This is a genomic window from Alicyclobacillus tolerans, from assembly GCF_048984885.1.
Lineage (GTDB): Bacteria > Bacillota > Bacilli > Alicyclobacillales > Alicyclobacillaceae > Alicyclobacillus_I > Alicyclobacillus_I tolerans.
Map to the genome: position 1 here is coordinate 2,736,684 of NZ_JBMGNK010000002.1, position 25,378 is coordinate 2,762,061.

General features: G+C 45.0%; 39 protein-coding genes and 1 pseudogene. 13 read left to right on the top strand and 27 right to left on the bottom strand.

Translation table 11 applies throughout. The annotated features are described in order from the left end of the window. Positions 1-174: 174 nt before the first annotated feature. Complete coding sequence (locus ACOJUR_RS13945; RefSeq protein WP_420950332.1) at positions 175-927, bottom strand: metal-dependent hydrolase; 753 nt, start codon at positions 925-927, stop codon at positions 175-177. Positions 928-1,295: 368 nt separating this feature from the next. Between ACOJUR_RS13945 and ACOJUR_RS13950 the strand changes: the two genes are divergently transcribed. Then, a complete protein-coding gene (locus ACOJUR_RS13950) occupies positions 1,296-2,048 on the top strand; it encodes a hypothetical protein (RefSeq protein WP_420950333.1) in 753 nt (250 codons plus the stop codon). Between the two features lie 189 nt (positions 2,049-2,237). Here the strand turns inward: ACOJUR_RS13950 and ACOJUR_RS13955 are convergent, their stop codons facing one another. After that, positions 2,238-2,471 (bottom strand): hypothetical protein, encoded by a 234-nt coding sequence (locus ACOJUR_RS13955; protein ID WP_420950334.1) that lies wholly within the window; start codon positions 2,469-2,471, stop codon positions 2,238-2,240. A 41-nt stretch (positions 2,472-2,512) separates the two neighbouring features. On the opposite strand from ACOJUR_RS13955, the gene ACOJUR_RS13960 reads away from it, so the two are divergent. Then, positions 2,513-3,499, top strand: coding sequence for a carboxypeptidase-like regulatory domain-containing protein (locus tag ACOJUR_RS13960; protein ID WP_420950335.1), 987 nt, complete (start codon positions 2,513-2,515; stop codon positions 3,497-3,499). Between the two features lie 58 nt (positions 3,500-3,557). Here ACOJUR_RS13960 and ACOJUR_RS13965 read toward each other — a convergent pair whose 3' ends face one another. The 4 genes from ACOJUR_RS13965 to ACOJUR_RS13980 all read right to left on the bottom strand — a co-directional run bounded on the left by ACOJUR_RS13965 (position 3,558) and on the right by ACOJUR_RS13980 (position 5,141). Beyond that, positions 3,558-4,226: a glycoside hydrolase domain-containing protein gene (locus tag ACOJUR_RS13965; protein WP_420950336.1), complete on the bottom strand. Its 669-nt coding sequence runs from the start codon at positions 4,224-4,226 to the stop codon at positions 3,558-3,560. A gap of 81 nt (positions 4,227-4,307) precedes the next feature. Further along, positions 4,308-4,532, bottom strand: a complete 225-nt coding sequence (locus tag ACOJUR_RS13970) for a hypothetical protein (RefSeq protein ID WP_420950337.1) — start codon at positions 4,530-4,532, stop codon at positions 4,308-4,310. Continuing rightward, on the bottom strand, positions 4,522-4,887 hold the full coding sequence (locus ACOJUR_RS13975; RefSeq protein WP_420950338.1) for an RNA polymerase sigma factor: 366 nt from the start codon (positions 4,885-4,887) through the stop codon (positions 4,522-4,524). The genes ACOJUR_RS13970 and ACOJUR_RS13975 overlap by 11 nt, the downstream gene beginning before the upstream one ends. Continuing rightward, positions 4,884-5,141 carry a hypothetical protein gene (locus tag ACOJUR_RS13980; protein ID WP_420950339.1) on the bottom strand — a complete coding sequence of 86 codons (258 nt, stop codon included), beginning with the start codon at positions 5,139-5,141 and terminating at the stop codon, positions 4,884-4,886. Before ACOJUR_RS13980 ends, ACOJUR_RS13975 begins: the two co-directional genes overlap by 4 nt. Positions 5,142-5,236: 95 nt before the next feature. Between ACOJUR_RS13980 and ACOJUR_RS13985 the strand changes: the two genes are divergently transcribed. Further along, positions 5,237-6,214, top strand: a complete 978-nt coding sequence (locus tag ACOJUR_RS13985; protein WP_420950340.1) for a hypothetical protein — start codon at positions 5,237-5,239, stop codon at positions 6,212-6,214. An 85-nt stretch (positions 6,215-6,299) separates the two neighbouring features. Here ACOJUR_RS13985 and ACOJUR_RS13990 read toward each other — a convergent pair whose 3' ends face one another. Further along, entirely contained in the window at positions 6,300-7,118 is an 819-nt protein-coding gene (locus ACOJUR_RS13990) for a hypothetical protein (RefSeq protein WP_420950341.1), read from the bottom strand. Positions 7,119-7,255: 137 nt separating this feature from the next. Between ACOJUR_RS13990 and ACOJUR_RS13995 the strand changes: the two genes are divergently transcribed. Beyond that, positions 7,256-8,421, top strand: a protein-coding gene (locus ACOJUR_RS13995) for an IS3 family transposase (protein WP_420949712.1) whose coding sequence is annotated in 2 segments (ribosomal slippage) — positions 7,256-7,514 and positions 7,514-8,421 — 1,167 coding nt in all. Because the reading frame shifts where the segments join, the coding sequence is not laid out codon by codon here. Positions 8,422-8,484: 63 nt separating this feature from the next. Here the strand turns inward: ACOJUR_RS13995 and ACOJUR_RS14000 are convergent. The 4 genes from ACOJUR_RS14000 to ACOJUR_RS14015 form a co-directional block, all read right to left on the bottom strand. Then, positions 8,485-8,694: a hypothetical protein gene (locus tag ACOJUR_RS14000; protein WP_420950342.1), complete on the bottom strand. Its 210-nt coding sequence runs from the start codon at positions 8,692-8,694 to the stop codon at positions 8,485-8,487. Positions 8,695-8,780: 86 nt separating this feature from the next. Continuing rightward, positions 8,781-9,005, bottom strand: coding sequence for a hypothetical protein (locus ACOJUR_RS14005; RefSeq protein ID WP_420950337.1), 225 nt, complete (start codon positions 9,003-9,005; stop codon positions 8,781-8,783). Continuing rightward, positions 8,995-9,360, bottom strand: a complete 366-nt coding sequence (locus ACOJUR_RS14010; RefSeq protein WP_420950338.1) for an RNA polymerase sigma factor — start codon at positions 9,358-9,360, stop codon at positions 8,995-8,997. The genes ACOJUR_RS14005 and ACOJUR_RS14010 overlap by 11 nt, the downstream gene beginning before the upstream one ends. Next, positions 9,357-9,614 (bottom strand): hypothetical protein, encoded by a 258-nt coding sequence (locus ACOJUR_RS14015; RefSeq protein WP_420950339.1) that lies wholly within the window; start codon positions 9,612-9,614, stop codon positions 9,357-9,359. Before ACOJUR_RS14015 ends, ACOJUR_RS14010 begins: the two co-directional genes overlap by 4 nt. Positions 9,615-9,904: 290 nt before the next feature. Between ACOJUR_RS14015 and ACOJUR_RS14020 the strand changes: the two genes are divergently transcribed. After that, positions 9,905-10,813 (top strand): hypothetical protein, encoded by a 909-nt coding sequence (locus ACOJUR_RS14020; protein ID WP_420950343.1) that lies wholly within the window; start codon positions 9,905-9,907, stop codon positions 10,811-10,813. A 233-nt stretch (positions 10,814-11,046) separates the two neighbouring features. Here ACOJUR_RS14020 and ACOJUR_RS14025 read toward each other — a convergent pair whose 3' ends face one another. Further along, on the bottom strand, positions 11,047-11,532 hold the full coding sequence (locus tag ACOJUR_RS14025; protein ID WP_420950344.1) for an IS3 family transposase: 486 nt from the start codon (positions 11,530-11,532) through the stop codon (positions 11,047-11,049). Between the two features lie 312 nt (positions 11,533-11,844). Here ACOJUR_RS14025 and ACOJUR_RS14030 point away from each other — a divergent pair, with 312 nt between their 5' ends. Next, entirely contained in the window at positions 11,845-12,132 is a 288-nt protein-coding gene (locus tag ACOJUR_RS14030; RefSeq protein WP_370541913.1) for a transposase, read from the top strand. Between the two features lie 11 nt (positions 12,133-12,143). After that, a complete protein-coding gene (locus tag ACOJUR_RS14035) occupies positions 12,144-12,998 on the top strand; it encodes an IS3 family transposase (protein ID WP_420950498.1) in 855 nt (284 codons plus the stop codon). Between the two features lie 69 nt (positions 12,999-13,067). On the opposite strand, the gene ACOJUR_RS14040 is transcribed toward ACOJUR_RS14035, so the two are convergent. Beyond that, complete coding sequence (locus ACOJUR_RS14040; protein ID WP_420950345.1) at positions 13,068-13,214, bottom strand: transposase; 147 nt, start codon at positions 13,212-13,214, stop codon at positions 13,068-13,070. Between the two features lie 187 nt (positions 13,215-13,401). Further along, the gene (locus tag ACOJUR_RS14045) at positions 13,402-13,728 is read right to left on the bottom strand and encodes a transposase (RefSeq protein ID WP_420950560.1); all 327 of its coding nucleotides are present in this window, start codon (positions 13,726-13,728) and stop codon (positions 13,402-13,404) included. Between the two features lie 44 nt (positions 13,729-13,772). Between ACOJUR_RS14045 and ACOJUR_RS14050 the strand changes: the two genes are divergently transcribed. Beyond that, the gene (locus tag ACOJUR_RS14050; RefSeq protein WP_420950346.1) at positions 13,773-14,000 is read left to right on the top strand and encodes a hypothetical protein; all 228 of its coding nucleotides are present in this window, start codon (positions 13,773-13,775) and stop codon (positions 13,998-14,000) included. A gap of 69 nt (positions 14,001-14,069) precedes the next feature. On the opposite strand, the gene ACOJUR_RS14055 is transcribed toward ACOJUR_RS14050, so the two are convergent. The 6 genes from ACOJUR_RS14055 to ACOJUR_RS14080 form a co-directional block, all read right to left on the bottom strand. Continuing rightward, the gene (locus ACOJUR_RS14055; RefSeq protein ID WP_420950347.1) at positions 14,070-15,227 is read right to left on the bottom strand and encodes a glycoside hydrolase family 25 domain-containing protein; all 1,158 of its coding nucleotides are present in this window, start codon (positions 15,225-15,227) and stop codon (positions 14,070-14,072) included. A 28-nt stretch (positions 15,228-15,255) separates the two neighbouring features. Continuing rightward, on the bottom strand, positions 15,256-15,732 hold the full coding sequence (locus ACOJUR_RS14060; RefSeq protein WP_420950348.1) for a hypothetical protein: 477 nt from the start codon (positions 15,730-15,732) through the stop codon (positions 15,256-15,258). Positions 15,733-15,774: 42 nt separating this feature from the next. Beyond that, a complete protein-coding gene (locus ACOJUR_RS14065) occupies positions 15,775-16,017 on the bottom strand; it encodes a glutaredoxin family protein (protein WP_420950349.1) in 243 nt (80 codons plus the stop codon). A gap of 77 nt (positions 16,018-16,094) precedes the next feature. Further along, positions 16,095-16,307 (bottom strand): hypothetical protein, encoded by a 213-nt coding sequence (locus ACOJUR_RS14070; RefSeq protein WP_203115748.1) that lies wholly within the window; start codon positions 16,305-16,307, stop codon positions 16,095-16,097. Then, complete coding sequence (locus ACOJUR_RS14075; protein ID WP_420950350.1) at positions 16,297-16,686, bottom strand: sigma-70 RNA polymerase sigma factor region 4 domain-containing protein; 390 nt, start codon at positions 16,684-16,686, stop codon at positions 16,297-16,299. Before ACOJUR_RS14075 ends, ACOJUR_RS14070 begins: the two co-directional genes overlap by 11 nt. 48 nt (positions 16,687-16,734) lie before the next feature. Then, positions 16,735-16,971, bottom strand: a complete 237-nt coding sequence (locus ACOJUR_RS14080; RefSeq protein ID WP_420950351.1) for a hypothetical protein — start codon at positions 16,969-16,971, stop codon at positions 16,735-16,737. A gap of 95 nt (positions 16,972-17,066) precedes the next feature. Between ACOJUR_RS14080 and ACOJUR_RS14085 the strand changes: the two genes are divergently transcribed. Next, positions 17,067-18,047, top strand: coding sequence for a hypothetical protein (locus ACOJUR_RS14085; RefSeq protein ID WP_420950352.1), 981 nt, complete (start codon positions 17,067-17,069; stop codon positions 18,045-18,047). Positions 18,048-18,155: 108 nt separating this feature from the next. On the opposite strand, the gene ACOJUR_RS14090 is transcribed toward ACOJUR_RS14085, so the two are convergent. The 3 genes from ACOJUR_RS14090 to ACOJUR_RS14100 form a co-directional block, all read right to left on the bottom strand. Continuing rightward, a complete protein-coding gene (locus ACOJUR_RS14090; protein WP_420950353.1) occupies positions 18,156-19,319 on the bottom strand; it encodes a hypothetical protein in 1,164 nt (387 codons plus the stop codon). Positions 19,320-19,598: 279 nt separating this feature from the next. After that, positions 19,599-19,979, bottom strand: coding sequence for a sigma-70 family RNA polymerase sigma factor (locus ACOJUR_RS14095; RefSeq protein WP_420950354.1), 381 nt, complete (start codon positions 19,977-19,979; stop codon positions 19,599-19,601). After that, on the bottom strand, positions 19,960-20,232 hold the full coding sequence (locus ACOJUR_RS14100) for a hypothetical protein (protein ID WP_420950355.1): 273 nt from the start codon (positions 20,230-20,232) through the stop codon (positions 19,960-19,962). Before ACOJUR_RS14100 ends, ACOJUR_RS14095 begins: the two co-directional genes overlap by 20 nt. 93 nt (positions 20,233-20,325) lie before the next feature. Between ACOJUR_RS14100 and tnpA the strand changes: the two genes are divergently transcribed. The 4 genes and pseudogenes from tnpA (at position 20,326) to ACOJUR_RS14120 (ending at position 23,748) form a co-directional block, all read left to right on the top strand. Next, positions 20,326-20,670 carry an IS66 family insertion sequence element accessory protein TnpA gene (gene tnpA / locus ACOJUR_RS14105; protein ID WP_072875300.1) on the top strand — a complete coding sequence of 115 codons (345 nt, stop codon included), beginning with the start codon at positions 20,326-20,328 and terminating at the stop codon, positions 20,668-20,670. After that, the gene (tnpB, locus tag ACOJUR_RS14110) at positions 20,664-21,026 is read left to right on the top strand and encodes an IS66 family insertion sequence element accessory protein TnpB (protein ID WP_420950356.1); all 363 of its coding nucleotides are present in this window, start codon (positions 20,664-20,666) and stop codon (positions 21,024-21,026) included. The genes tnpA and tnpB overlap by 7 nt, the downstream gene beginning before the upstream one ends. Before the next feature lie 64 nt (positions 21,027-21,090). Continuing rightward, a pseudogene (gene tnpC / locus ACOJUR_RS14115) lies at positions 21,091-22,677 on the top strand (IS66 family transposase). A 198-nt stretch (positions 22,678-22,875) separates the two neighbouring features. Next, positions 22,876-23,748: a hypothetical protein gene (locus ACOJUR_RS14120; protein WP_420950357.1), complete on the top strand. Its 873-nt coding sequence runs from the start codon at positions 22,876-22,878 to the stop codon at positions 23,746-23,748. 29 nt (positions 23,749-23,777) lie between these two features. Here ACOJUR_RS14120 and ACOJUR_RS14125 read toward each other — a convergent pair whose 3' ends face one another. From ACOJUR_RS14125 to ACOJUR_RS14140, 4 genes are all read right to left on the bottom strand, one after another. After that, positions 23,778-24,425 (bottom strand): glycoside hydrolase family 25 domain-containing protein, encoded by a 648-nt coding sequence (locus ACOJUR_RS14125; protein ID WP_420950358.1) that lies wholly within the window; start codon positions 24,423-24,425, stop codon positions 23,778-23,780. Positions 24,426-24,510: 85 nt separating this feature from the next. Further along, complete coding sequence (locus ACOJUR_RS14130; RefSeq protein WP_420950337.1) at positions 24,511-24,735, bottom strand: hypothetical protein; 225 nt, start codon at positions 24,733-24,735, stop codon at positions 24,511-24,513. Then, positions 24,725-25,090 carry an RNA polymerase sigma factor gene (locus ACOJUR_RS14135; RefSeq protein ID WP_420950359.1) on the bottom strand — a complete coding sequence of 122 codons (366 nt, stop codon included), beginning with the start codon at positions 25,088-25,090 and terminating at the stop codon, positions 24,725-24,727. The genes ACOJUR_RS14130 and ACOJUR_RS14135 overlap by 11 nt, the downstream gene beginning before the upstream one ends. After that, complete coding sequence (locus ACOJUR_RS14140; RefSeq protein ID WP_420950360.1) at positions 25,087-25,344, bottom strand: hypothetical protein; 258 nt, start codon at positions 25,342-25,344, stop codon at positions 25,087-25,089. The genes ACOJUR_RS14135 and ACOJUR_RS14140 overlap by 4 nt, the downstream gene beginning before the upstream one ends. Positions 25,345-25,378: the final 34 nt, after the last annotated feature.

Genomic DNA, 25,378 nt, shown 5'->3' on the forward strand with positions numbered 1-25,378 from the left:
ATCCACACTTTGCAACATAACCTGGTTATCCGAACTTCAATGAATTGATCTTGAGAAGATGGTCAGTTCATCCTTAATGATTGAAACTCTTTCAAGATATGCTGATGATACAACTTTTCCAATTCAAGCGGAATTACATCCGTCAGAGACCGAACACATTGCCCCATGGAACGCTTAAAACAACGCCAGAGCGAGGAAGCCAAACACAGTCAATCCGCCAATCATATGGTCCCAGGCACTTCCCGTAGTGAGGATTCGTATCCCCAATCGCTTCGACCAAGGCCAAAACAGCGGTACGCCTCCCGCTATGGCATCCGCAATCAGATGCAGGATGTAGCCAATCATAAGACCAAGAACCGCTACATGTACGTCAGAAAAAACGGTATGGACGTGCCAAAGCCCGTACCCGAGCATAAAAACAGCGATAAGGCTGTGCGTGAAGGTACGATGTTTGGAGAACATGGCGCCTACACACCAAAGAGCGATAGGGATGGTCGCCTGCCAAGATAGATAATGTTTCCAGGCGAGATACGCGAGGAGTACCGCAATGAGTCCCAATCCCAAACGTCTGGAAAGATTGCGAGAAGTCCGAAAGGCAAGCGTCAATACGATAACCATTCCCCAAGCGTCGAGAGAGGTTTCTCTGTGAAGCAAAAACACCATGCCAACCAACAAGGCAAAGACGGGCAGGGCCATGAAGCGCTCCAAATCGCGAGAAGCGAGCGCATTCGGTTCATCGAGATCAGGCAAAAGTGAGCCGATGACAAACGCTGCGACAAGAATGGCTTGCAAGATGAGCATGTGCGGGATCGTCCGCCAACTGTGGCTTAGAAGGCGGCGCATGGGTTCCCAGGATTCGTGGAGTAGAAAAGGTGTGGCCACGACAGCACCCACTGCGCCAATTCCCATATGACTGCGCCCCAACATAAAAAATACACCCCTTTGTGGAGAAGTACACTTTCTACAAGGAGCGTACCATGTTTGTGGATTAGAAAAACGTCAAAAAAACATCAATTTTGATGGATGGAAATTGCTCCTGTCACAAAGTGTGTAGCGGGTACGTCTATTCAGGTGAACAGTCGAAACTTGGGGTGGTTTTTGTGCAAAAACGAATCTGGGGACTGACGGCGTCTATGCTTGCATTGACGTGTTCGGCCGTGTCTGGGTGTGGGATTGATAGAATCGCCTCATGCGTTGTTTGATTCCGTCCAGTAATTGGATTTTGATTGATTTAACCCATTCAATAAAGTTGCCGTATAATCATCATGTTCAAAATACTCAGGAGGTAATTCGAAGTGAAACGATATAAAAAATGGACTACAGCAGGGATTGCATTGACAATAGTCGGGCTCCTAACAGGATGTGGGACAGGTGGTGGAGTGAGTTCAGGTTCGACTCCTGTTACTAATGTGACCAATAGCCCCACATCGAATGTTACACATACATCAACACCATCGAATAGCGTTGCAAGTAAAACGGCAAACAGCACGTCGACTAGTACTCATCAATTCAACAATAACTCGACAGTCAGTAACAATACAAAACCAAGTTCTCAGGCGTCTTCTTCAACATCAGGGATGGTACATCTGAATTTAACTCAGGCTCAAATCCAAACGATTAAAACGGCCATCATTAAACTCAGAGGAAACCCAAGCCAAATGACGTTTGCAGATGGAGAGATAAAGATATATGTCCCCCAACAAATTCCGCAAGGACAGCTATTTCTGAATGCCGATTTTGGTGCGAGTGCAGTATTTGGGGCATGCGTGACTCTGTATTTTAGCGGATTCAAAGTAAGAATCGGCGGTCAACAACCTTCTCTGTTGGCTATTCACAAAACTAATTCAGTTAAACTTTCTAACGGAGCGATGGGTACTTGGTACGTGCCCAATCAAGGAGTACCAACTGAAACAAATAAACTCAGTGACTACTTTATGACTTGGATTGGTAAGACCCACATCACCATTAGTTCAAACTTGAAATCCGTGTCACAAACTCAGATTGAAAAAATGGCAAGTTCGATGGTCTATTTGGGGGCAAATCAATAATGACATTCATAGGAGAGAGTCTGCCCTGGGGTAAAGCAGACCCTCTTAATGCTTATGAGTAGATGTAGTCGTATTGTGCTAGATTATGCACTCCGATTAGATATACCAAACCCGAGCCGGGGACATTAGAGGTAGGACTTGCTCCATTTTTCACTCCATTTGATGAGATTTTTATTCTGACTTTGAATATCAATCCCGCCGTCCACGTCCCCAGTAGAGGGCATAGCCAAGCAGTTCGTCCTGGATAACCTTGGCTTCCGCCAATAGCAAACTCACCTGTTCCAACCGCTTCTGGTCTTCCTCGTTCTCCAACATTTCCGCGTACCTGGTATAGGCTATCAACGCTTTGTGCGTTTGGGATGAGGTAGATGGGTACGATGGGGTAAGCACGTCCGATGATGACAGAACACGCTCTGCGGTCACAAAGATATACCGTGTGGATGGAAAAATGCCCCTGTCACAAAATGTGTAGCGGGTACGTCTATACAGGTGAACAGTCGAAACTTGGGGTGGTTTTTGTGCAAAAACGAATCTGGGGACTGACGGCGTCTATGCTTGCGTTAACATGTTTGACCGTGACCGGGTGTGGGATCACTCATCATCCTTCTTCTACAGGAAGCCCGAATACATCGCAACATAGTACATCTTCAAGGAATAACCAAAATCAAGTTGCAAATATAGTTGTTCCTCATTCTCATATGCAAGTTTTCACTAACCAGTCGGTTCAAATTCGTGGCGTGGTATTGAATCAATCACATCAAGGTATACCTAACATTCAGTTAGCCGTGGTGGGACTTCCTGACCATTCATCTGGATACATGGTGAAAACGAATGCTCAAGGTGAGTTTGATCTAACGGCAAAGTGGAGTAAACCTGGGCATTATTTGGTGAATGTTAGTGACGAGAAACATTCTGCGCATTTCACAGTTGTAGTTCAACCCAATTCAACTGATTCGGGTGCTCTTTCTAGTCCCCAACAGACATCATCAACAACCCAAATTGTTCATTCTAATACTAATATTCAGACACAGACTTTCAATAATAGTATTCAAGCAACTGATGCTATCCAGCAAATGATCCCGAATTATGGTCATCCTCAAAATCCTTTAGTCAATTTAGGATATGGAATAAAATCTCAGTTTATCGGCGGTGCCGGTAACTATGTATATTTATGGAACGAGGGACAATGGGCCATTCAAGGACAATTTTTATCAACCAATCAAAACGGGAAAAAGATTATGCAATCTATTGCTGAATATTTGCACTCACATATGATGCCCATTCCAGAGAAAATTGGCGCAATTCTTGTGAGTGACAATTCCAATCAATATCATCCTTCTGATAGTACACTCAAAACGACTATAGTTTGGCAAAAAGGAAACAAAATATATTCATTCAAGTATGTCGGTGATCCAGTTTCTGCATTGCGTATCGTTGTTCATGCGTATTAATCAAATGTAATTGGAAATAGGGAGACTCAGGTTATCAACCTGGTCTCCTATCCAATCTTCAAGAAAGTTTAATAAAAACTGCATTACCTCCAAGTTGGTCTGTTTGTATGGAATCATTGTCAACAACAATTCCATCATAATCATATTCGCAACTAGTCTGGAGTATCTGCCATCCTCTTACTTGCCCATTATCAACAGTTGGCCAAATACTAGATGAGCAGCATCTCCAATAATGTGAAGTTGTTAAATCGTAGTACAACTGTGAGCCGTCCATTTGAGCATAAGGTTCATCATCTCCCACATATACTCCCCCTTCATAACCAGCTGCTTGGCAAGTGCTATTAAAAGAATTAGCATAGTCGATGATGTCCTGAATCGTCGTATTAGCAGTTGCTCCCTCCAAATCACACCATAATGTCATTCCTGCTGCGCCAGAAAATCCATTCGCTACATCTATACACTGTTGAGCGTGTGCAGCACCAACAGAACTAGGATCAGAATCAAACATGCCAGAGTAATATCCTCTGTACAATCCAACATAAAACCCTTGGCTTAATTGTTGTTGAACATAGTTCTGTATTTCACTTGTAGTACCTGAAACTACATCAGCTAGTGCAATTAAATATGGGGAATTATCCCACATTGTTGCAATCTGTGATGAGTCTAGAATGGACGCGGTATCAAAACCTGTTGTTCCGGGAGCAGTTACTGTAATCACTTGTGTCATTTTTTACCCTCCGTTTCATGTTCCACCCGGCCGGAGTGGTGAGGGGCTTTCGTTTTGCCCCTCTACTCTTTAAAAGCACCTCTACTCCCCATTTTGAGCATGCTCTTCAAAAATTTTTTTCAGAACCTCTTCCAACATTCCCGTACAAACTTGCGATTGAGCTTCCTCTCTCCACCATCTCGGCACAGATGACACTTGCTGATCAATCTCTGCTCGGAAATATCGACATAACAGAAAGACATCTACTTCCTTGTTTTGTCTGACTTGTTCCAAAAGATTGTGTACCTTCTGTGTTCTATCCCTCATTTTGTATCTGCTCCTTTAATTTCCGAATCGCTTGACGGTGTATGTGGCTAATCGTTGTTTGGGCAATCCCTATTTGTCTGGATAATTCCCGTTGACTTTTTCCTTCCCAGTACAATCCATACAGAATGGTTTTTTCACGCTCGGATAAGCCAGAAAACCATTCCATCTCACGGTTTGAATGATCAGCTAACAAATCAGGGATGGATTGGATAAACTCTTCTCCTTCTACATTCGCGGCATTGAGAATGAGGTCTTCTCGGCTCCATCTCTTGTATTTGTTTCGCGTATGGGCTGCCACATGCCGTATGATCTTGCGAATCCAGGCTACTTCTTGTTCAGGGGTATAGGTGGTCATGCTCGGTCACGTCCTTGCACATGGCCCCGTCCACGTCCCCAGTAGAGGGCATAGCCAAGCAGTTCGTCCTGGATAACCTTAGCCTGTTCCGTCAACAGCAAACTCACCTGTTCCAACCGCTTCTGGTCTTCCTCGTTCTCCAACATTTCCGCGCACCTGGTATAGGCTATCAACGCTTTGTGCGTTTGGGATGAGGTAGATGGGTACGATGGGGTAAGAACGTCCGATGATGACAAAGCTTGTTCTGCGGTCACGAAGATATACCGTGTGGATGGAAAAATGCTCCTGTCACAAAATGTGTATCGGGTACGTCTATACAGGTGAACAATCGAGACTAGGGGTGGTTTTTGTGCAAAAACGAATCTGGGGACTGACGGCGTCTATGCTTGCGTTAACATGTTTGACGGTGACCGGGTGTGGGACTGTTCCTGCTAATAATTCATCTCAACAAAATCATTTTTCTACGTTTGGCCATAAACATCAGAGTAAAAAATTATCATCCGATACTTCGAATAGTAGTTTAAGGGTAAACAAAACATCCAATTCAACATTAAATAACCATTCGATTTCATTGAATCAAAACAATATCTCCACAAATATCAGGAAAGTATCTTCAAATGAAAGATTTCAATCTATAATACAAGAGGCAATGTCACATATAACGGAACCCAAATTCCCACTTATGGCTCCTACTCTTCCAGAATATCGACCTTCAAAAAATCTTTCTGGTTTTCAACCATTCAAAGATAGTACTTCCATGTTTTTAGGTGCTACGACGGAAAGCAATCTTCATAGTTATATGGTCAACTTGCAATGGGCACATAGCCAACTACCTGTGAATAGCCCTAACCTATCGATGCCTCCGAATACTGGCGATGCTACTATCATTGGATCTTTTGGAGGTAAACAGTATTCTTCTAGTAAGGCCGCTTTAGAGCAACTAGATATTCAACAAATCAATTCTCGACTTTTACCTCCTGCTAATAGTAAATCTGGCAGAATTAATCTTGGCGAGGGTATTCAAGGAATGGAATATTCCATTTCATCAGGTAAAGTTAGTTGGGTTATATGGCATCAAAATGATTGGCAACTAGAGGTGATGGGTGGTTTTACACTTCCTTCTATCTCAGTTGCAAAGGAAGTGGCTACGTATTTGCACAAATATAATTTGCCATCTAAAAATGGAGTATTTATTGTTCAAATGGCAGCTGATGGCAATCACACATCTGCACTTTGGGTAAATGGAAATGTCCGGTATTTTTGCAGTGATTACCACTCTGCACTGCAAGCGGCAAAAATGCTCGTATCTATGAGATTATACCCATAACTTCATTTGATAGTGTTGTAGAAAACAGAAGAGACCTCCAAGGTAAATGGTTAGATAATGTCTACCTTTTACCTTGGAGTAATTTTTACAGCCATCCTGCATTAGCAGCCTGTTGAACAGTAGTCAATCCTTTATCGTAATTATCGGCGTATGTTGCTCCAGAGCAATCAATATAGCCGATATTGTGAGAAGATTCCCAAGCAGAGAAGCTTGTAAACTCTGTAAGATTAACTCCATCATTTGAAGCTGTAGATTGCAAATTACTTACCGCTGCTCCCCCCATTGCCACTACACACCATTGACCATTTACACCCAAATTAGCAGAATGAACAGCAATCTGAGCATCTCTAGTAAGGTATGCTTGGACAAAACTTGGTGAATCGTACAACCACTGCTGAATGAATAGTCCATTTACGTAATCTTCATCATCACCCACCAATATAACCACTCTTCGATTTTGACTGTTCGTTCCAAAAGGAATATAGTTCAAACCGCTTTCTACAGTAAAACTCGGAGTCAAAATAGGTCCGTATGACCAGTCACCTGAAGAAGCGTTATTATATCTTGGCTGTGTTCCAGAAGGAGAGGTTGCAACATAAGGACCATCGTAATTTACAGATGGAACGTTCTGGTAATTAATTCCGTAAGCTTTAAAAAGTACAGAAAGTCCATATGCATTATTATATCCATTACCCATATAGTCATTAGGACCTTCATTATACTGATTCAAAGCCAGAGAAAGGTTTTGCCAATTTACAGTTGATCCACCCATATTCCCCTTTAGGTACCAAGCACCTGCAGCCGCATTTATCGAATCAGCGTTTTCTACATCACTAACGGACATCGTGAGTCCCGTATTGTTATTCGGAGAAACAAAGCTGTCGATAAATGACTGAGAATCCACAGTACCTATTTGCATCCAGTTTTGTAGTGGACCACCATTCTCTTGTATGGCTTGTGCAAGTAAAACCTGGTGTTAGGATGAAATAGTGGACACAACGAATCGAGAATGTAAGAATAAGGCGATTCGAGGTGAGCCACATGACACAGAAATACGACAAGGAATTCAAACTTCACGCAGTTCAATTGGCTTTGGAGAGCGGGAAACCAGCGAGCCAGGTGGCTCGGGAGCTCGGTATTTCGCAAAAGACGTTGTATGGCTGGATGGCAAAATACAAGGAGGATCCTTCTACCCCGTTCGTCGGGAGCGGGAACCTCAAGCCGGAAGCGAAGGCCCTACGGGATCTTGAGCGGGAAATCCGTGAACTGCGAGAGGAGAATGCGATCTTAAAAAAAGCTGTGCGCATCTTCACAAACGACCGGAAATAAGGTACCAATTCATCCACAGACACCGCTCCAAATTTTCGGTTGAGAAGATGTGCAAAATATTGGGGGTATCTCGGAGCGGGTACTATGCTTGGCTCAGGCGTCCTGAGAGTGAGCGTTCCAAGCGCCGGAAGCGAATCACGAAACGAGTCCATCAGATATTCGTGAAATCCCGTCGTCTATATGGCAGTCCTAAGATCACGCAGATCCTGCGCCATGAGGGCGAACGGGTGGCTCAAAAGACAGTGGCCAACATCATGCGGGAGAATGGGCTTAGGAGCCGCACAGTCCGCAAGTACAAGGCGACGACGTATTCGAACCACGACTACCCGGTACAGGATAATGTGCTAAACCAAACGTTCGTAGCAGAGCGTCCTAACCAAGTATACATGGCAGACATCACTTACATCCCAACGGATGAGGGATGGCTCTACCTGGCCAGCTTGGAGGATTTATATAGCCGCAAGATTGTGGGCTGGCGTGCGGATGCACGGATGACAAAAGAGCTGTGCATCGGAGCGCTGGAGCAGGCCTGCAAACGCCAGAGGCCAACAGAACCAGTGCTGCATCATTCGGACCGTGGGAGCCAGTACGCCTCTCATGACTACCAGGAAAAGCTGCAAGAGTACGGGATGGTTGGTAGCATGAGCCGCAAGGGTAATTGCTTTGACAATGCGTGTATTGAGTCGTTTCACAGCATCATCAAGCGAGAGCTCGTGTATCTGGAAAAGTTCAAAACAAGGGAACAAGCCATACGACGGATCTTCGAATACATTGAGGTCTGGTACAACCGGGAGCGGGTACACTCATCTATCGGGTTTCTAGCACCGGCTGAGTACGAAAGAAGATATTTCCAAGTGTCGAGAGTCAAGGCAAGCTAAGCGAGACAAAAGTAATCGTGTCAGAATATTAAAACTTACAATTTCTCTGTTTTGAGGTGTCCACTATATTGACTTAATACCAACCATTGACGGGAGATTAAATTGAGAAGCTGCTCCAATTAAGTGATCTCTCATACGTGCATATTCCGAGTCTCCACTAGCTCCATAATAAGAAACTATTGTCTGATCACAAACAGGATCAGCAGTTTCAAGGTAGTAGGCATCATACGTATTGTTACTTGGGTTTGAACAGGAAGTTGCTCCGTAAGCCATTTAAATCTCCTCCAAGTTTATGAATTCCACACGGCCGGAGTGGTGAGGGGGCTTTCGTTTTGCCCCTCTACTCTTTAAAAGCACCTCTACTCCCCATTTTGAGCATGCTCTTCAAAAATTTTTTTCAGAACCTCTTCCAACATTCCCGTACAAACTTGCGATTGAGCTTCCTCTCTCCACCATCTCGGCACAGATGACACTTGCTGATCAATCTCTGCTCGGAAATATCGACATAACAGAAAGACATCTACTTCCTTGTTTTGTCTGACTTGTTCCAAAAGATTGTGTACCTTCTGTGTTCTATCCCTCATTTTGTATCTGCTCCTTTAATTTCCGAATCGCTTGACGGTGTATGTGGCTAATCGTTGTTTGGGCAATCCCTATTTGTCTGGATAATTCCCGTTGACTTTTTCCTTCCCAGTACAATCCATACAGAATGGTTTTTTCACGCTCGGATAAGCCAGAAAACCATTCCATCTCACGGTTTGAATGATCAGCTAACAAATCAGGGATGGATTGGATAAACTCTTCTCCTTCTACATTCGCGGCATTGAGAATGAGGTCTTCTCGGCTCCATCTCTTGTATTTGTTTCGCGTATGGGCTGCCACATGCCGTATGATCTTGCGAATCCAGGCTACTTCTTGTTCAGGGGTATAGGTGGTCATGCTCGGTCACGTCCTTGCACATGGCCCCGTCCACGTCCCCAGTAGAGGGCATAGCCAAGCAGTTCGTCCTGGATAACCTTAGCCTGTTCCGTCAACAGCAAACTCACCTGTTCCAACCGCTTCTGGTCTTCCTCGTTCTCCAACATTTCCGCGCACCTGGTATAGGCTATCAACGCTTTGTGCGTTTGGGATGAGGTAGATGGGTACGATGGGGTAAGAACGTCCGATGATGACAAAGCTTGTTCTGCGGTCACGAAGATAACCCGTGTGGATGGAAAAATGCTCCTGTCACAAAATGTGTATCGGGTACGTCTATACAGGTGAACAATCGAGACTAGGGGTGGTTTTTGTGCAAAAACGAATCTGGGGACTGACGGCGTCTATGCTTGCATTGACGTGTTTGACCGTGACCGGGTGTGGGATTGATAGAATCGCCTCATGCGTTGTTTGATTCCGTCCAGAAATTGGATTTTGATTGATTTAACCGATTCAATAAAGTTGCCGTATAATCATCATGTGCAAAATACTCAGGAGGTAATTCAAAGTGAAACGATATAAAAAATGGATTACAGCAGGGATTGCATTGACAATAGTTGGGCTCCTAACAGGATGTGGGACAGGTGGTGGAGTGAGTTCAAGTTCGACTCCTTCGAAGAATGTGACGAACAACACTGCTACTAACAATACAAGTGCATCAATATCATCAAATAATACGGTAGTCACTGCGAATTTGACAAATCAAACCAAGATGAGCAGTACGAGTTCAAATCAGACTGGTACAAAAATGGATACCTTTCCTGCACTAATCCAAGAAGGTATGCAACAGATTAGTGGGAAGACATCACTTCCGTTGTATGCACCTACAATTTACCCTGGTTCAGCACACACACCTGTTCCAGTGACAGTATCAACTAATATCGGAAGTTCACCGACATCGAACTATAGTATCATGTTCAATCGGAATAACTTAAACATAGGTGGATTTAGCATGTCTGACTGGTCTACTACAAACACCGCTTCTCAACATTTATTACCAGAAAATTCATCGCTGTATATACAAACATCTGTGCCATCTGTATCAACAATAGGCTTGGGAAATGGTATTCAAGCTGGAGTAAAAAAGTCACCAGTTCAAGGGAAAAACGTATCTGCACTCGTCTGGAACGAAGGGCGATGGACAATGCAAGTTTTGTATCCGACAAGTTCACAAAGCGAAGCTATTACAATTGCTAAAAAAATTGTCCAGTATTGTCATTATAAATTTCTTCCTGTTCCCGATACAAAAGGCTACGTTCTCACGAATCTGGCATCAGGATATGCAACTATTTACGTTGCTTGGAATAAAGGACAGTACGTATTTAACACAATTAGCAATGGAACTTGGAATTCTAATTCAAGTGGTGGTTATCTGTCGGCATTAGAAATGGCCGTGTCAATGACACCTTATAAGTAGTATTAATTAAAATGTAACTCCCCCATGAATTATATGTGTGTGCGCTATTTGACGTACACATTGAATCCAAACCTGTACCTTACTCATCTTTTCGAACAGCTGCCGAATATCCAAATCGACGACCCAGAGCTATTAGGAGCCCTACTCCCCTGGTCTGAACAACTACCTGAATCCATACGCAAGCCTAGCAAAAAGTGATATATGAACATACAGCCCCGCCGACGGCAGGGCTTTTATGTAGAAAGCCTAGGACCAGTGATTACGTGGTGCAAGGTCTGTGCTATTTGACGCTTACACAGTACGAAAAAGAATCTATCCTCACCATGAACGTAGCCGTATTTGATGTCAACTTCCCAGAGCTGATTCGGTGCCATAATGTCCCGATTTCTGGCCAATCTCCGTGGATACTTGGACTTGATTTGCCGCTGCTGTTTGAGAATCCCCAGCTCTTTACACAGTCGATATACCTTCTTCTTGTTGATAACCAACTGATACTCTCGTTTTAACACGTAGGTCAGCTTGAGATATCCGTAGGCAAACCCATCTCCCGCTACGGCGTTCATTATCCATTCCTTGACCTGTTCGTCACTAACTTTGCTTCCATCGTGCGTATACGTATATTGGGTCGCAGGACGCCCTCCCAAAGTCGTTCTCGGCTTCGGCTCGTGTGTCAGTTGATAATAATAAGTGGACCGAGAGACCCCCACGATGCGCAGCACGAAGGTGACTGAATGTCCGGCTGTGATCCACTTGTGCGCAATGGCTACTTTATCCGCAAGTGAGGGTTTGCTTTTTTTAACAGGTCACGCAAAATACTATTTTCAAGCGCCTGGTCAGCAAGAGCCTTTCTCAATTGCTCAACTTCCGTAGACAGCTCAGAACGCTCTGCGTTTAATTGCTTAATCTCTTCAGGGGTGACATGCGTAGGAACTCCCTTTAGAGTGCCAGGAATCTTGCCACCATTTTGTATACTTGCCCCAAAGTCAACCCAGACAGAAGGGATGGGTTAAGATGAAGTAGAGGTGTTTGTGATGCTGGGACGTAAGTGGACAGTGGATGAAAAAATAAACATCGTCCTCGAGGGCATGATGCCTAGTGCAAATATTAGCGAAGTATGTCGGCAGCATGGCGTGGCCCAGAGTCTTTATTACAGGTGGCGTGAAGCGTTCCTGTCTGGTGGGCGGGCTGGACTTCAGTCCGGACCCTCTACGAGGGAGCAGGAGTTGGAGAAGGAGTTGCAGGAGGCTAGGGCTAAGATCGGTGAGCTTACGATGCAGGTGGATGTGTTGCGAAAAAAATCGAATTGGGGCCGGAAGTAAATAGCCGTTCTTTGGTCTGTCAGCTCACCAAAGAAGGGTTCCCGGTCCCAGTGATTGCAAAAGCGTTAGGGCTGAATCGGACGTACTGTTACAGCCTATTGAAGCCGTATGTGCCAAAACCGAAGCGGCCTCCTGTGGATAAGAACGCTGTGGTTCATCAGTGGATTCGGAAACTGTGCGAAGAATTCCCCACGTACGGATACCGGCGAATCCAAGTCATGCTGCGCCGCCGATACAACTTGCGGGTGAACCATAAACGGGTGTATCGGCTGATGAAGGAAATGGGGCTGCTGGTGAAAACCCAGAAACGGGGCGCTTCACGAGCGAAACGGCGAGGGAAAATACCAGTCACCAGGTCCAACGAGCATTTCCAGTGCGACATGACGAAGGTGTGGTGCGGGAAAGACGGATGGGGTTATCTGTTTGCCGTGATTGACGCTTATGACCGGGAGATTGTGGGGTACTCATTTTCCCGGTTCTGCCGTACGGAGGACTTGCTGAATGCTGTAGATATGGCGCTGAATTATCGTTTCCCAAGCGGCGTTCAAGGTGCCGGTTTGACGCTTCGAACGGACAATGGCTGCCAGATGACGAGTCGACGGTTCATCGAAGCGATGAAGGTCTGCCAAATCAATCACGAGCGGACGGGGTACAACAACCCTGATGCTGACGGATACATCGAGCGATTCTTCCGGTCACTGAAAGAGGAAGAAGTCTGGCTGCAGGAATACAACAGCTTTGCCGAGGCGAAAGCGGCAATTGAATCGTACATTCACTTTTACAACACGGACCGACCACACTCCGCACTAGGTTATCGCTCGCCTTTGGAATTCAGAAATTGGCAAAAGAAACGGAACGCAGCGTGAGACGGTTTTTATCTGAATTGCATTTCTCTCTTAAAAGCCATCCCATCTGTCTTGACAAAATCGGGTTCACTACGTTTGCTCAGCCTGCTTCACCCAACGACGAACCACATTTGTGTTGATGTCGTGCTTTCTGGAGACCAAAGCAATATTCCCGGTCTCAATACATTCACGTACAACCTGCTGCTTAAACTGTGTTGTAAATTTCCGACGTTCCATTATTCATCCTCCTGCTGGTTTAGTATCCTACGCAGCAGGGAGTTTGTCCAACCTGATTTCGGGGCTTAAGAGGTTCTCGACTTCGGCTCGTGTGTCTGTTGATAATAATAGGTGGATCGAGAGACCCCCACGATGCGCAGCACGAAGGTGACTGAATGTCCGGCTGTGATCCACTTGTGCGCAATCGCTAATTTATCCGCAGGTGAGGGTTTGCTTTTTTTAACAGGTCACGCAGTATGGCAATCTCCAGATCCTTGTCACCCAAGATCTTCTTGAGCTTGTCGTTCTCCGTCTCAAGCTCCTTGAACTCCGACGAGGAAGGGATGTAGCTGGCAACCTTCTTTGCCTCAGGGGCTGCGGACTGCCAATCCTGATGCTTGGATTTAGACATCCAGTTATCAACCACTTTTGGGACAATACCGTGGCGGCGCGCTACCTGGGCGGCATTTCCCACCTCACGCACCTCTTTAAGAATCTGTTCTTTAAATTCCAACGTATATCGTTTCCGTTGCATCAATAAATCCCCTCCACTGATAATTCAAGCTTAGTGGACAAGGGATGAAGACTCAAATCCAATTTCGGGGCTTAAGAGAAACGAAGCGCAAGAAACTGGTTTCTCTCGGCATCCCCGAGGAATGGGCTAGAAATATTAGCGGTTCTCGCAAGGGATACTGGCGTCTGGCATTGACTCCGCAAATGAACAAAGCCCTTGGCCTCGCCTACTGGCGAGACCAAGGACTCGTGAGCCTAGTTGAACGATACGATGCCCTTCGTTCCACGACATGAACCGCCGTATACCGAACGGTACGTACGGTGGTGTGGGAGAACGGGGGTTAGTCACCACTTTCTACCCGATTAATATGAAACTGGTTGAAACTGAAGACTTTTTGGGTCTTGCCTCATGTAATCCAAATCACCTGCTACTCCACTGCAAACTTCACCAATAGAATACTGGGCAATTACAATTTCTTGACCCCCAGCATTTATCGGTGAACTTTGATAATAGTTTGGCCACATACTTTCAGCCTCACTACATGAATAACACTGATGTAGCGCCGCCCATAATACAAAAGGCGTTGATGGTACATATGAAGAGCCGAAATAATAATTCCATTTATTGTCTGTTGAACCAATTGATATATATACCCCTGGATTATATCCTTCTGAGGTGCTTGCAATGTATGACAGAGCAGCCTCTAATACTTCTTGATTTGCAGTTTGGTTTGTTCCCCATCCTCCAGAGGCCAATTCTACATCAAAGAATATTGTTTTACCGGTAATACTACTATCACCTTGTAACTGACTTATTGCAGCTTCTGCTTGCTTGGTTCCCCATTCTGAAGTGGAGTAACTACCTGCATCTCCAGGTCCCTGAAGAGTCCACAAACTGTAAACTGAGGCAGCGTTGCTAATACAAGTGCTACACGAACAAGCCGGAGTTGGTGTTACTCCATAGCCTGTAGGTTTCCCATAAAAATCAAATGAACCACAAGACACGGATTGATAATCACGAGAATCTCCACCATAGTAGTTACCGGTTGTACTGCACGGACATGGAACGTCAGAATTAAAGGAACTTTCACAAACGGCTGATGGCCCTTCTGGTGTTGGTGGACTCGGAAATTCAGCAGGGTATACACCATAAAGAGCATAGTATGCGTATGCCGCTGAAATATAGAGAGTATCAGATGCTGTTGCACCCGCTCCATTGACAAAGTAATTCGCTCCTGGCAACGTATCGCGAGGTGCAGTTGCAATCGCAAAAGGTGTACTCCCACCTGCTTCCCCAGCTGGGTTGCTCCAGCCGCACTGATTGTAATAAAGCGAATCAAGGGCTGCTCCGCCAACCGCTATGACTAAATAGTCTCCACTTGTTACTTGATTCCAAGCATTATAAAAATCAGCCTGTACACTGGTGCTTGGCAATTGAAGTGCCGCAGCTATACCTCTTGCCTTTTCTAGGTCTCCAGTTGTAGCAGCATATAACACTAACTGCGATGCTGATATACTCATGATTCGTTTCCTCCTTAATTTAGAATTTTTAACAGGTGCATCCTTGATCAGAACTCATAGATGAAGAACAAGTGTTGCTTGCAACAGCTGTAGCTGGTAAAGTATCTCCCCATCCACTTGGGTAACTACCATTTACCGCATAATAGGCAAGCATGGTGACTAACTTTAAAGTTCCAAGTGCTGTTGTTCCGGCACCATTCTCATAGTAGTTTGCACCAGGCAATGACGACTGCGGCTCCGAAGCATATGCAAAAGGTGTTGACCCACCGGCATCACCTGCAGGATTGCTCCATCCGCAAGGATTATAGTAAAGAGCATTATTCGCGTTTGCCCCCACTGTAATGACGAGATATTCACCACTTTCCGTATGATTCCAAATATCATAGAAATCACCTAGTACATTGGGAGAAATGGGTACACCGGCAATGCTTGCCGCCGCCATAGCCATGTCATAGTTGGATGAATCGGCGGGATAAAGTAATATATTCCCTGCTGGTATTGTCATAATTGTCACCTCATTTTTTTGATTCTGTCGGTCTTGTTCACATCAGGGAGTAGTCATATCTAGATGCAGTGCTTCTTGGATGGCTACCTTGTTAAATCCACGAATTACTTGATCATCAATAAGTAGAATGGGAACCACATTGAATCCAAGTTTTTCTAACTCGTGTTTGCCAATCTCCGTCATAACGTCTACTTCTTCATAGTCCACTTCGTTTTGTTTAAGGAACTCTTTGGCTTTCCTACAGTAGACACATGTCGAACTGGCGTAAACTTTGACTTTAGCCAATCGTAATCCCTCCTTTCAAAAGTGAAGAGTAGAGAACCGATTTTTGGCTCTCTACTCTATACAAACAACTTGAATCGTTATTTTGATTCACAAGAAAGGTCTTTTAAAATTTGTTTAAGAAGTTCATGGCATAGTTCCTGTTCTATCTCCTGTGCATAGCTTGACGAAATACTATATGCTTGCTTTTTGAATTCAGATTCAAAACACTTACATAACATTTTGGCAGATTTCCTATTTCCATCTCGAGCATTTTGTAAATGCTCTTGAATTTGATGAGCACTACATTTCATATTGCTTTAATTCCTCCTTTAACTTTTGTAAGATAAGATAATTGACTCTACTTACTTCAGCTTGACTCAAGACACAAGATTTTGCTGTTTCTCGTTGAGAAGCTCCTTCCCAATAAATTTTTTTCACAATGCATTTCTCTGTGTTCGTCAATGTCTCATTGAAAAAAATTTCCCATTCAGTCATTGACAATTCATAACTTGCTGCCTCTGACGGGAATGATTCTTCTCTCTCTTCCCCTGTCATTGTTAGTTCGTTCAAAGTTAATTCATCCTTACTCCAACGCGCATATTGTTTACGCATATTATGAGCATGATTGCGAATGACTTTAAGACACCATGCAACTTCTTGTTTTGGTTCAAACTGTTTCTTTAAGTTCATGACATATTTTCACTCCATTTGATGAGATTTTTATTCTGACTTTGAATATCAATCCCGCCGTCCACGTCCCCAGTAGAGGGCATAGCCAAGCAGTTCGTCCTGGATAACCTTGGCCTGTTCCGCCAACAGCAAACTCACCTGTTCTAACCGCTTCTGGTCTTCCTCGTTCTCCAACATTTCCGCGCACCTGGTATAGGCTATCAACGCTTTGTGCGTTTGGGATGAGGTAGATGGGTACGTTGTAGTCAGAACGTCCGATGATGACAGAACACGCTCTGCGGTCACGAAGATAACCCGTGTGGATGGGAAAATGCCCCTGTCACAAAATGTGTAGCGGGTACGTCTATACAGGTGAACAATCGAGACTAGGGGTGGTTTTTGTGCAAAAACGAATCTGGGGACTGACTGCGTCTATGCTTGCTTTAACATGTTTGACGGTGACCGGGTGTGGGAACTCTGGAGCTTCTTCAATGTTCACAACCACTAACAATAATTCACAAATAACAGCATTAAAATCTACACATAGTCTAACAACTTATTCGTCTTCAAAAGCGAACAATAACAAATCTGACCGTATAAAATCAACTTCCACTCCATCTATGAAGAAATCTAATTTGCAAACAACAATAAAACTTTATCCAACGCCGCTTATCGGAGTAATTGAATGGTTAATTAAGCATACACAGGTTCCTATTGGAGCACCGATAAAATTGCCACAAACATCATTAAAAGGATTTCCATCAGCTTTTGTACAAACCACTTCAAACGGATGGTCAGCTAAGATATACATGACTAAACAACCATTTCATACAAATAGTTTACAAATCCTCAAAAAGTCAAAAAATGGCGTATTACAAAATTTAATTGATTGGGAGTTAGGACCCTCATGGTCAATCGGTGTAAATAATATCACTGTCACTAGCATTCCTGCCTTGCATACTGAAAGTATGAATAATTTGCTTAATGGTTTTCCATTAGACGCTGATACAGAATCATGGATATCTTGGTCGCATCGCAATATTAGTCTAGGTCATGGTATTGTTGGAACCATGTATCAGTTACAGAATTTCAGTACAACCCTTGTTTGGAACGAAGGAGATTGGACTTTTATCTTGCCAAATAGTTTAGCAAAAACAGAAATTCAAGTTGCCCATGCGATGGTCAAATATATGAATGTTCATTTACTTCCACCAAGTCCTGGTGTTGCAACTGTACAAATTGGAGTACACGGGGATTATGCAAATGCCTCATTTTTACAAGGAAATGACGTCATCCACGTCTCTATGGCAGGATTCGATGAGACTAATGAAGCTGTGGGAGTTCTTCGCATGGCAGCAAAATGGAAATTACTGAGATTATAAATAACATTGGTTCCTATTAAAGTTGTATTTAGGATAAAAAAAGGACTGTCTCGCTAGGTAGTTTTCACCCTTTTTGAAACAGTCCTGTTTGTGATAATCTTTTACCTGTTAGCTGGTACAGTCACATATCGTAGAACATCCTGAATTATAGTATGTGCATGAATTTCCCGTTTGGGTTGTATATGCTTGTATAGCATCACAAGCAGCACTACACGGGCACACTACCCAATATGGGATTGTCTCACAATTATCATAAGGTTGAGCTAATGCCCACCAGTAAAATTCTGCAAATGCTGTTCCTGGATCAGCAACAACGGTACAGGGGTTAATTCCCAACGGAAACCACGCTGATTCACTTTGACTGTTGTTTTGAATACTATTAATCGCTGTATTGGAATGATCTAATCGTCCTTCACTACTCCAGGTATCTTGCAGAACCCCAAATCCTTGACCATCCTGTGGGGAAGAACAATCACACCCATATCCGAATTGATAGCATGTAGTAGGACAAACATAACAACCTTGATCAACCATTGCTGCTACTGCCATATATCGATCCATACCGTAGATATTCACACCAGAGCCACTCATTAAATTTAAAACAGTTTGAGCTATTGCTTCAGGATCCCATCCGGATTCTATGGCTGTCGATTCTATATCTGAAATACTCTGCTGATTTTGAATATTCCCGCCACATGTATTAGAACCATCACAAGTAGAACCAAATGATGCTGCATTCTGATTGACTGGATTGCGACCAATACAAGTTGAAACAGGTGATATAGGACTTAAATTGGTACTACAATTACCATTGAGAGCACAATTAACATAAGCATAAGCTAGGTCATAGCTATCTGTTCCAGTTGATCCTGCTGCATTCATATAGTAATTTTGTCCAGGAAGTGTATCTCTAGGTGTACTATAATATGAAAAAGGTGTTGAACCGGAAACATACCCAGAAAATCCACATGGATTGTAATATAATGCATTATTTGCCGCATTCCCAACAGCAATAACCATAAAATTTCCAACAGCTGTTGCTGTCCATGCATTTGCAAAACTACCGATTACGTTACCATATGGAAGGTTAAAATTGTCTGCAATATCTAATGCTCGACTATAGTCCGTATCATCTGCTGCATAAAGAAAAATTTGTTTTGCATTTAGTGTCATTTTAGTTTCCTCCATCTCATCGTTTTGTTTTTGTAATTTATTTAGAAATAAATGCTCTTTGGTACTATAGATTTTTATTTTTATTTTTTTTGTTCTCACCTCTTTATTATTCCACCCGGCCGGAGTGGTGAGGGGCTTTCGTTTTGCCCCTCTACTCTTTAAAAGCACTTCGACTTGCGATTTTTATTAGCTCTGTTGAATTTTTTTTGGATATTCCTCACCAGAGCCATTCGAATCGCTTGTTCTACGTCCTCATATCGGCTTTTCCTGCTTCTACGAATAGAGCAACGGATCTCATCTTCAAAACAACGAATCAATGCATTCCCCACATCATGTCCTTGCTGGATTTCGCTCAATAATTCATGTACATGTTCCCGTTTACAAATCACGTTCTAACATCTCCCTTAATTTTTGAAGAGCTACTTGATGAATTTGACTTACTCTTGATTGACTTATCCCTAATTTCTGAGCCACTTCAGATTGTGTATGATTCTTCCAATACAAACCGCGAATGATGAATTGTTCTTTGGGGCTTAAAGTTTGTAAATACATGTCCCATTCCCGATCAACCATGAAATGAATCGCCGATTCATCCCCCAAAGTATCTATGGTTTCTAAGCTTTCCTCCTCACCTGTTGGGGAATTAAGCACCAGTTTTTCTCGATCCCAACGCCGATAACGTCTTTGCTCGTTGAGTAGGGCATGCCGTATGATCTTGCGAATCCAGGCTACTTCCTGCTCAGGGGTATAGGTGGTCATGTCGGTCACGTCCTTGCATATGTCCCCGTCCACGTCCCCAGTAGAGGGCATAGCCAAGCAGTTCGTCCTGGATAACCTTGGCCTGTTCCGCCAACAGCAAACTCACCTGTTCCAACCGCTTCTGGTCTTCCTCGTTCTCCAACATTTCCGTGCACCTGGTATAGGCTATCAACGCTTTGTGCGTTTGGGATGAGGTAGATGGGTACGATGGGGTAAGCACGTCCGATGATGACAAAGCTTGTTCTGCGGTCACGAAGATAACGTGTGCGTCAAATAGCGCACACCTAGCGTTAGTCCTTCTTCTGCGAGATGATCCCCTCCAGAATCCAGTCATGGAGGGATCATCGTGACAAAAGCCGAGTTAGAAGAACTTCGCGAGCTTTGGCGCGCCCGTGTGACGGACTTTCGGGCCAGCGGGTTAACCGGAGCAGCATGGTGTGCCGCGCATCAGGTCAAGGAGCACCAGCTGAGGTATTGGGTCGGCAAGTTTAAGGCGGACACCGCCCACGACAGCCAGGGGCGCGATGATGTTGAGCCGCGTTTTATCCCGGTGCGCTTGGACGAGTTTGCGACTGAAGTGACGGACAAGCCGCTGTCCGTACGCGTAGGGCCTGCTGTGATCGAGGTCTTACCTGGTTACGACTCGGATCTGCTGCGCGATGTGGTGCGCACTCTGGCATCGCTATGCTGAACATCGACACCGCACCGGAGTTGCGCGTGTATCTGGCCTGCGGCAGCACGGACCTGCGCAAGTCCATCGACGGTTTGGCGGTCCTCGTGCAGGAGTCCTTTCAGCTGGACCCGTTTTCTCCAGCGGTATTCGCGTTTTGTAACCGGGAGCGGGACAAATTGAAGTTGTTGTACTGGGAACACAACGGCTTCTGGCTGTTTTACCGCCGCTTGGAGCGGGGACGGTTTGAATGGCCGGGCGCCAGGGACTGCAAGACCCTCCTCATCACCCGTCGGGAGCTGAACTGGCTGTTGGACGGACTGCCACTCAACCAACCAAAGGCACACCCCAAAGTTACGGCGAAAAAAGTGGTGTGAGACCGATAAACACAGAAGGATCTGTCAAGGGATTTCGGCAAGTGTGTCGAAATCGTTTTGCATGATGAACACGACGACGGAGACCCCAAACCAACTGGAAGCCCTTCAACAGCGCAACGAGGCGCTGGAACTGGAAGTCGCGGAGCTGAAAAAGCAGGTCAAACTGCTGCTGGAGAAGCTTCGCCTGACCCGTCATCGGCAATTTGGGAAGTCCAGCGAACGCGTAGCGAATGACCAGATGCGCTTGGATCTGGTATTCAATGAGGCCGAGGTTGAGGCGCAGCCGTAGGCAACGGAACCCACCCTCGAGACGGTGACCTATGAGCGACGCAAGAAGCAGCCTGGCCAGCGGGATGCCATGCTGGCAGACCTTCCGGTGGAACGGGTGGAGTACCGTCTGTCGGAGGAGGAACGTCAGTGCCCGTGTTGTGGCGAGGTGATGGACGAGGCGGGTGTGGAAATCCGTCGCGAGCTCATCCACATTCCGGCACAGACAAAGGTACGTGAACACGTGCAACAACAGTACGCATGCCGGACGTGCGACAAGCATGGGACCGAAACGCCCATGGTCAAGGCACAGATGCCCAAGCCCCCGATACCGGGTAGTCTGGCATCCGCATCGATGTTGGCGTATGTGATGGACAAGAAATACGTGGACGGCTTACCGCTGTACCGGCTGGAGGAGCAGTTTGCCCGGCAGGGTCTGCAGTTGACCCGGCAGACGCTGGCGAACTGGGTGGTACTAGGCGCGACACGATGGCTCGAACGCATATACCACCAGTTGCACGAGGAATTGCGCAAGCGGCGGTATCTTCATGCGGACGAGACGACACTGCAAGTGCTGCATGAGCCAGGACGACCGGCTGAGACGACATCGTACATGTGGTTGTACCGCAGTGGTGCAGATGGACCGCCAATTGTCCTGTTCGACTATCAGGAGACCCGCTCGAAAGAGCACCCGAAGCGATTTCTCGAAGGATTCGAGGGGTACCTGCACGTGGACGGGTACAGCGGGTACAACGACCTTCCAGGGGTGAAGCTGGTCGGGTGCTGGGCACACGCCAGGCGCAAGTTTCATGAGGCACACACTGCACTGCCAGCAGAGGAGCGAAAGAAACCGACAGCGACCAGAATAGGATTAGAATACTGTAACCGGTTGTTCAAGATTGAACGCGCTCTGAAGGACGCGAGCCCAGAAGAACGTCACACAGAGCGGCAGAGGTTAAGCCGGCCGGTGCTGGACGAGTTTTTGGCATGGCTTCAGGAGCAGAACAAACAGTTGCTGCCCAAGAGCGCCTTGGGGCAGGCGGTTTCTTATTGCCTCAACCAGTGGTCTAAACTTACCACGTTCCTGGAAGACGGGCATTTGGAGTTGGACAATAACCGGAGTGAGCGGTCGATGAAGCGGTTCGTGATCGGACGAAAAAACTTCCTGTTCGCGAACACCCCACGGGGCGCGAGAGCAAGTGCCACCACGTACAGTTTGGTGGAGACGGCCAAGGAGAACGGACTGAACCCGTACCTGTACCTGGAGTACCTTTTCGAACGGCTACCGAACATCCAGACGGACGACCAGACGGCAATGAACGAGTTGCTGCCGTGGTCGGAGCGTCTGCCTGAGCGAATCCGCAGGAGACCGAAAAAAGCATAGCATATGAAGGTGCCCCGCTGGCTCCCCGGCGGGGTTTGCTTTCATATACGACTTTGCTACAGCATGAGGGGGGGGAGTGCAAGGTGGGCGGGATTTGACGTTCACAAGATAACCCGTGTGGATGGAAAATGCTCCTGTCACAAAGTGTGTAGCGGGTACGTCTATACAGGTGAACAATCGAAACTAGGGGTGGTTTTTGTGCAAAAACGAATCTGGGGACTGACTGCGTCTATGCTTGCGTTGACGTGTTTGACCGTGACCGGGTGTGGGATAAATTCTGGTGCAGCAAATTCTTTACAATATAAGTCTATTCATAGTCCACAAACTATAAAAACTACATCACAAGTCAAGATTACCTCCAACAAAACACGGAAAACTTACACTGATACAATTTCCAAGTATAACAAAAACCATTTTCAAACGTTAAGAAATTCAATCAGTCAAGCAAAAAATGTGGAGACATCTCATCTTCAATTAAAGCATAATCTTATGACTATTCACAATAACCAATCTACTATAGCAACATCTGTTACTATACAGAATTCATCTCAGCCCTATGTTACTGTTCCTATTCCCGCGAAAAGGAAGTGGTTTTATTTATATATAAATATTACTCCAAATACTTACAAACATTTTGTTTCTCAATTTGGAAGAAATATTTTTGAGTGGAATTATCCTAAATGGGGGGAACCTATTTCCAGTGTACCTAAAAAAGGAGTTTATCGTCCTTTAAGAATCAATAATTTAAGCTCGAGATACAAGCTTTTTACTCCATCGAAACAATCTCCTTATACAGCTTGGGATACACCCATAGGAGATATTATGGTGCTCCCTGCTAAAAAGGGGTATTACGAAATTATTTTTTCCGGAATAGTGAATTCAGACATTCATATCATAAATAACAAGACAAACTCACCAGCATTATTCATTGTTAATCGCTCTTTAGCAGGCTCCGGAATTGAAACCTTTATTGTGAAATCTGGAGTTATGTATAAAGAAGCACTCAGTGGTGGTGGACTAATGAATAATGAAATTATTCACGTTTATCATTTTGAAATCAAACCATCATAGGTCAAGACGGCCTATGATGGTTTAACCATTTACTCTGGTAACATCGTTGCAAAATCACGATCGTATCCACAATTGCTCCCACTGAATTGCCATATCGTCGGTGAAATAGCTCCAAATGAAGTGGTTGTTATAGTTGTCGGACACGCATCGCAAGCTACACTCCAATCGGCAATCCATTCAATATCAGCCGGTAAGGCCGCTGCATCTCCCATGATTGAGCTCCACTCACCAGGCGAACTATAAACACCAACACTTGTCCCACTAAAGGATTTACAGTACTCAATAAAACCAAGATATACATAGTAATTCAATCTGTAACTATTACTTGTACCGTCTAACAGCCATCCACCTTCGTCGTTATTTCCCTGTTCAATGTCTGCAAATAATGTTACACCTCCAACATAAGTATTATTTACCCAAGCATTTGTGTACTCTTGAGCCTGTAACTGTCCCCAATTTGCTGCATCTGAGTCAGAGTATTCAGCAGAATAGTTTGGATCGTTTTGTGGACCATTGACATACCAATACGACCATGTTCTACTTGTTCCTACACTATCTGCGGCGGACGTATTAAAATTTTCCATGCTAGATGTCGTTCCATAACCTATTTGCCCAATATAGAAACTTACTCCACAGGGACTGGTTGAAGTATTGGTATCTACTCCATAGTAAGCCATTTAAATCTCCTCCAAGTTTATGAATTCCACCCGGCCGGAGTGGTGAGGGGCTTTCGTTTTGCCCCTCTACTCTTTAAAAGCACCTCTACTCCCCATTTTGAGCATGCTCTTCAAAAATTTTTTTCAGAACCTCTTCCAACATTCCTGTACAAACTTGCGATTGAGCTTCCTCTCTCCACCATCTCGGCACAGATGACACTTGCTGATCGATCTCTGCTCGGAAATATCGACATAACAGAAAGACATCTACTTCCTTGTTTTGTCTAACTTGTTCCAAAAGATTGTGTACCTTCTGTGTTCTATCCCTCATTTTGTATCTGCTCCTTTAATTTCCGAATCGCTTGACGGTGTATGTGGCTAATCGTTGTTTGGGCAATCCCTATTTGTCTGGATAATTCCCGTTGACTTTTTCCTTCCCAGTACAATCCATACAGAATGATTTTTTCTCGCTCGGATAAGCCAGAAAACCATTCCATCTCACGGTTTGAATGATCAGCTAACAAATTAGGGATGGTTTGGATAAACTCTTCTCCTTCTACATTCGCGGTATTAAGAATGAGGTGTTCTCGGCTCCATCTCTTGTATTGGTTTCGCGTATGGGCTGCCACATGCCGTATGATCTTGCGAATCCAGGCTACTTCCTGCTCAGGGGTATAAGTGGTCATGCTCGGTCACGTCCTTGCACATGTCCCCGTCCACGTCCCCAGTAGAGGGCATAGCCAAGCAGTTCGTCCTGGATAACCTTGGCCTGTTCCGCCAACAGCAAACTCACCTGTTCCAACCGCTTCTGGTCTTCCTCGTTCTCCAACATTTCCGTGCACCTGGTATAGGCTATCAACGCTTTGTGCGTTTGGGATGAGGTCGATGGGTACGATGGGGTAAGAACGTCCGATGATGACAGAACACGCTCTGCGGTCACGAAGATAACCCGTGTGGATGGGAAAATGCCCCTG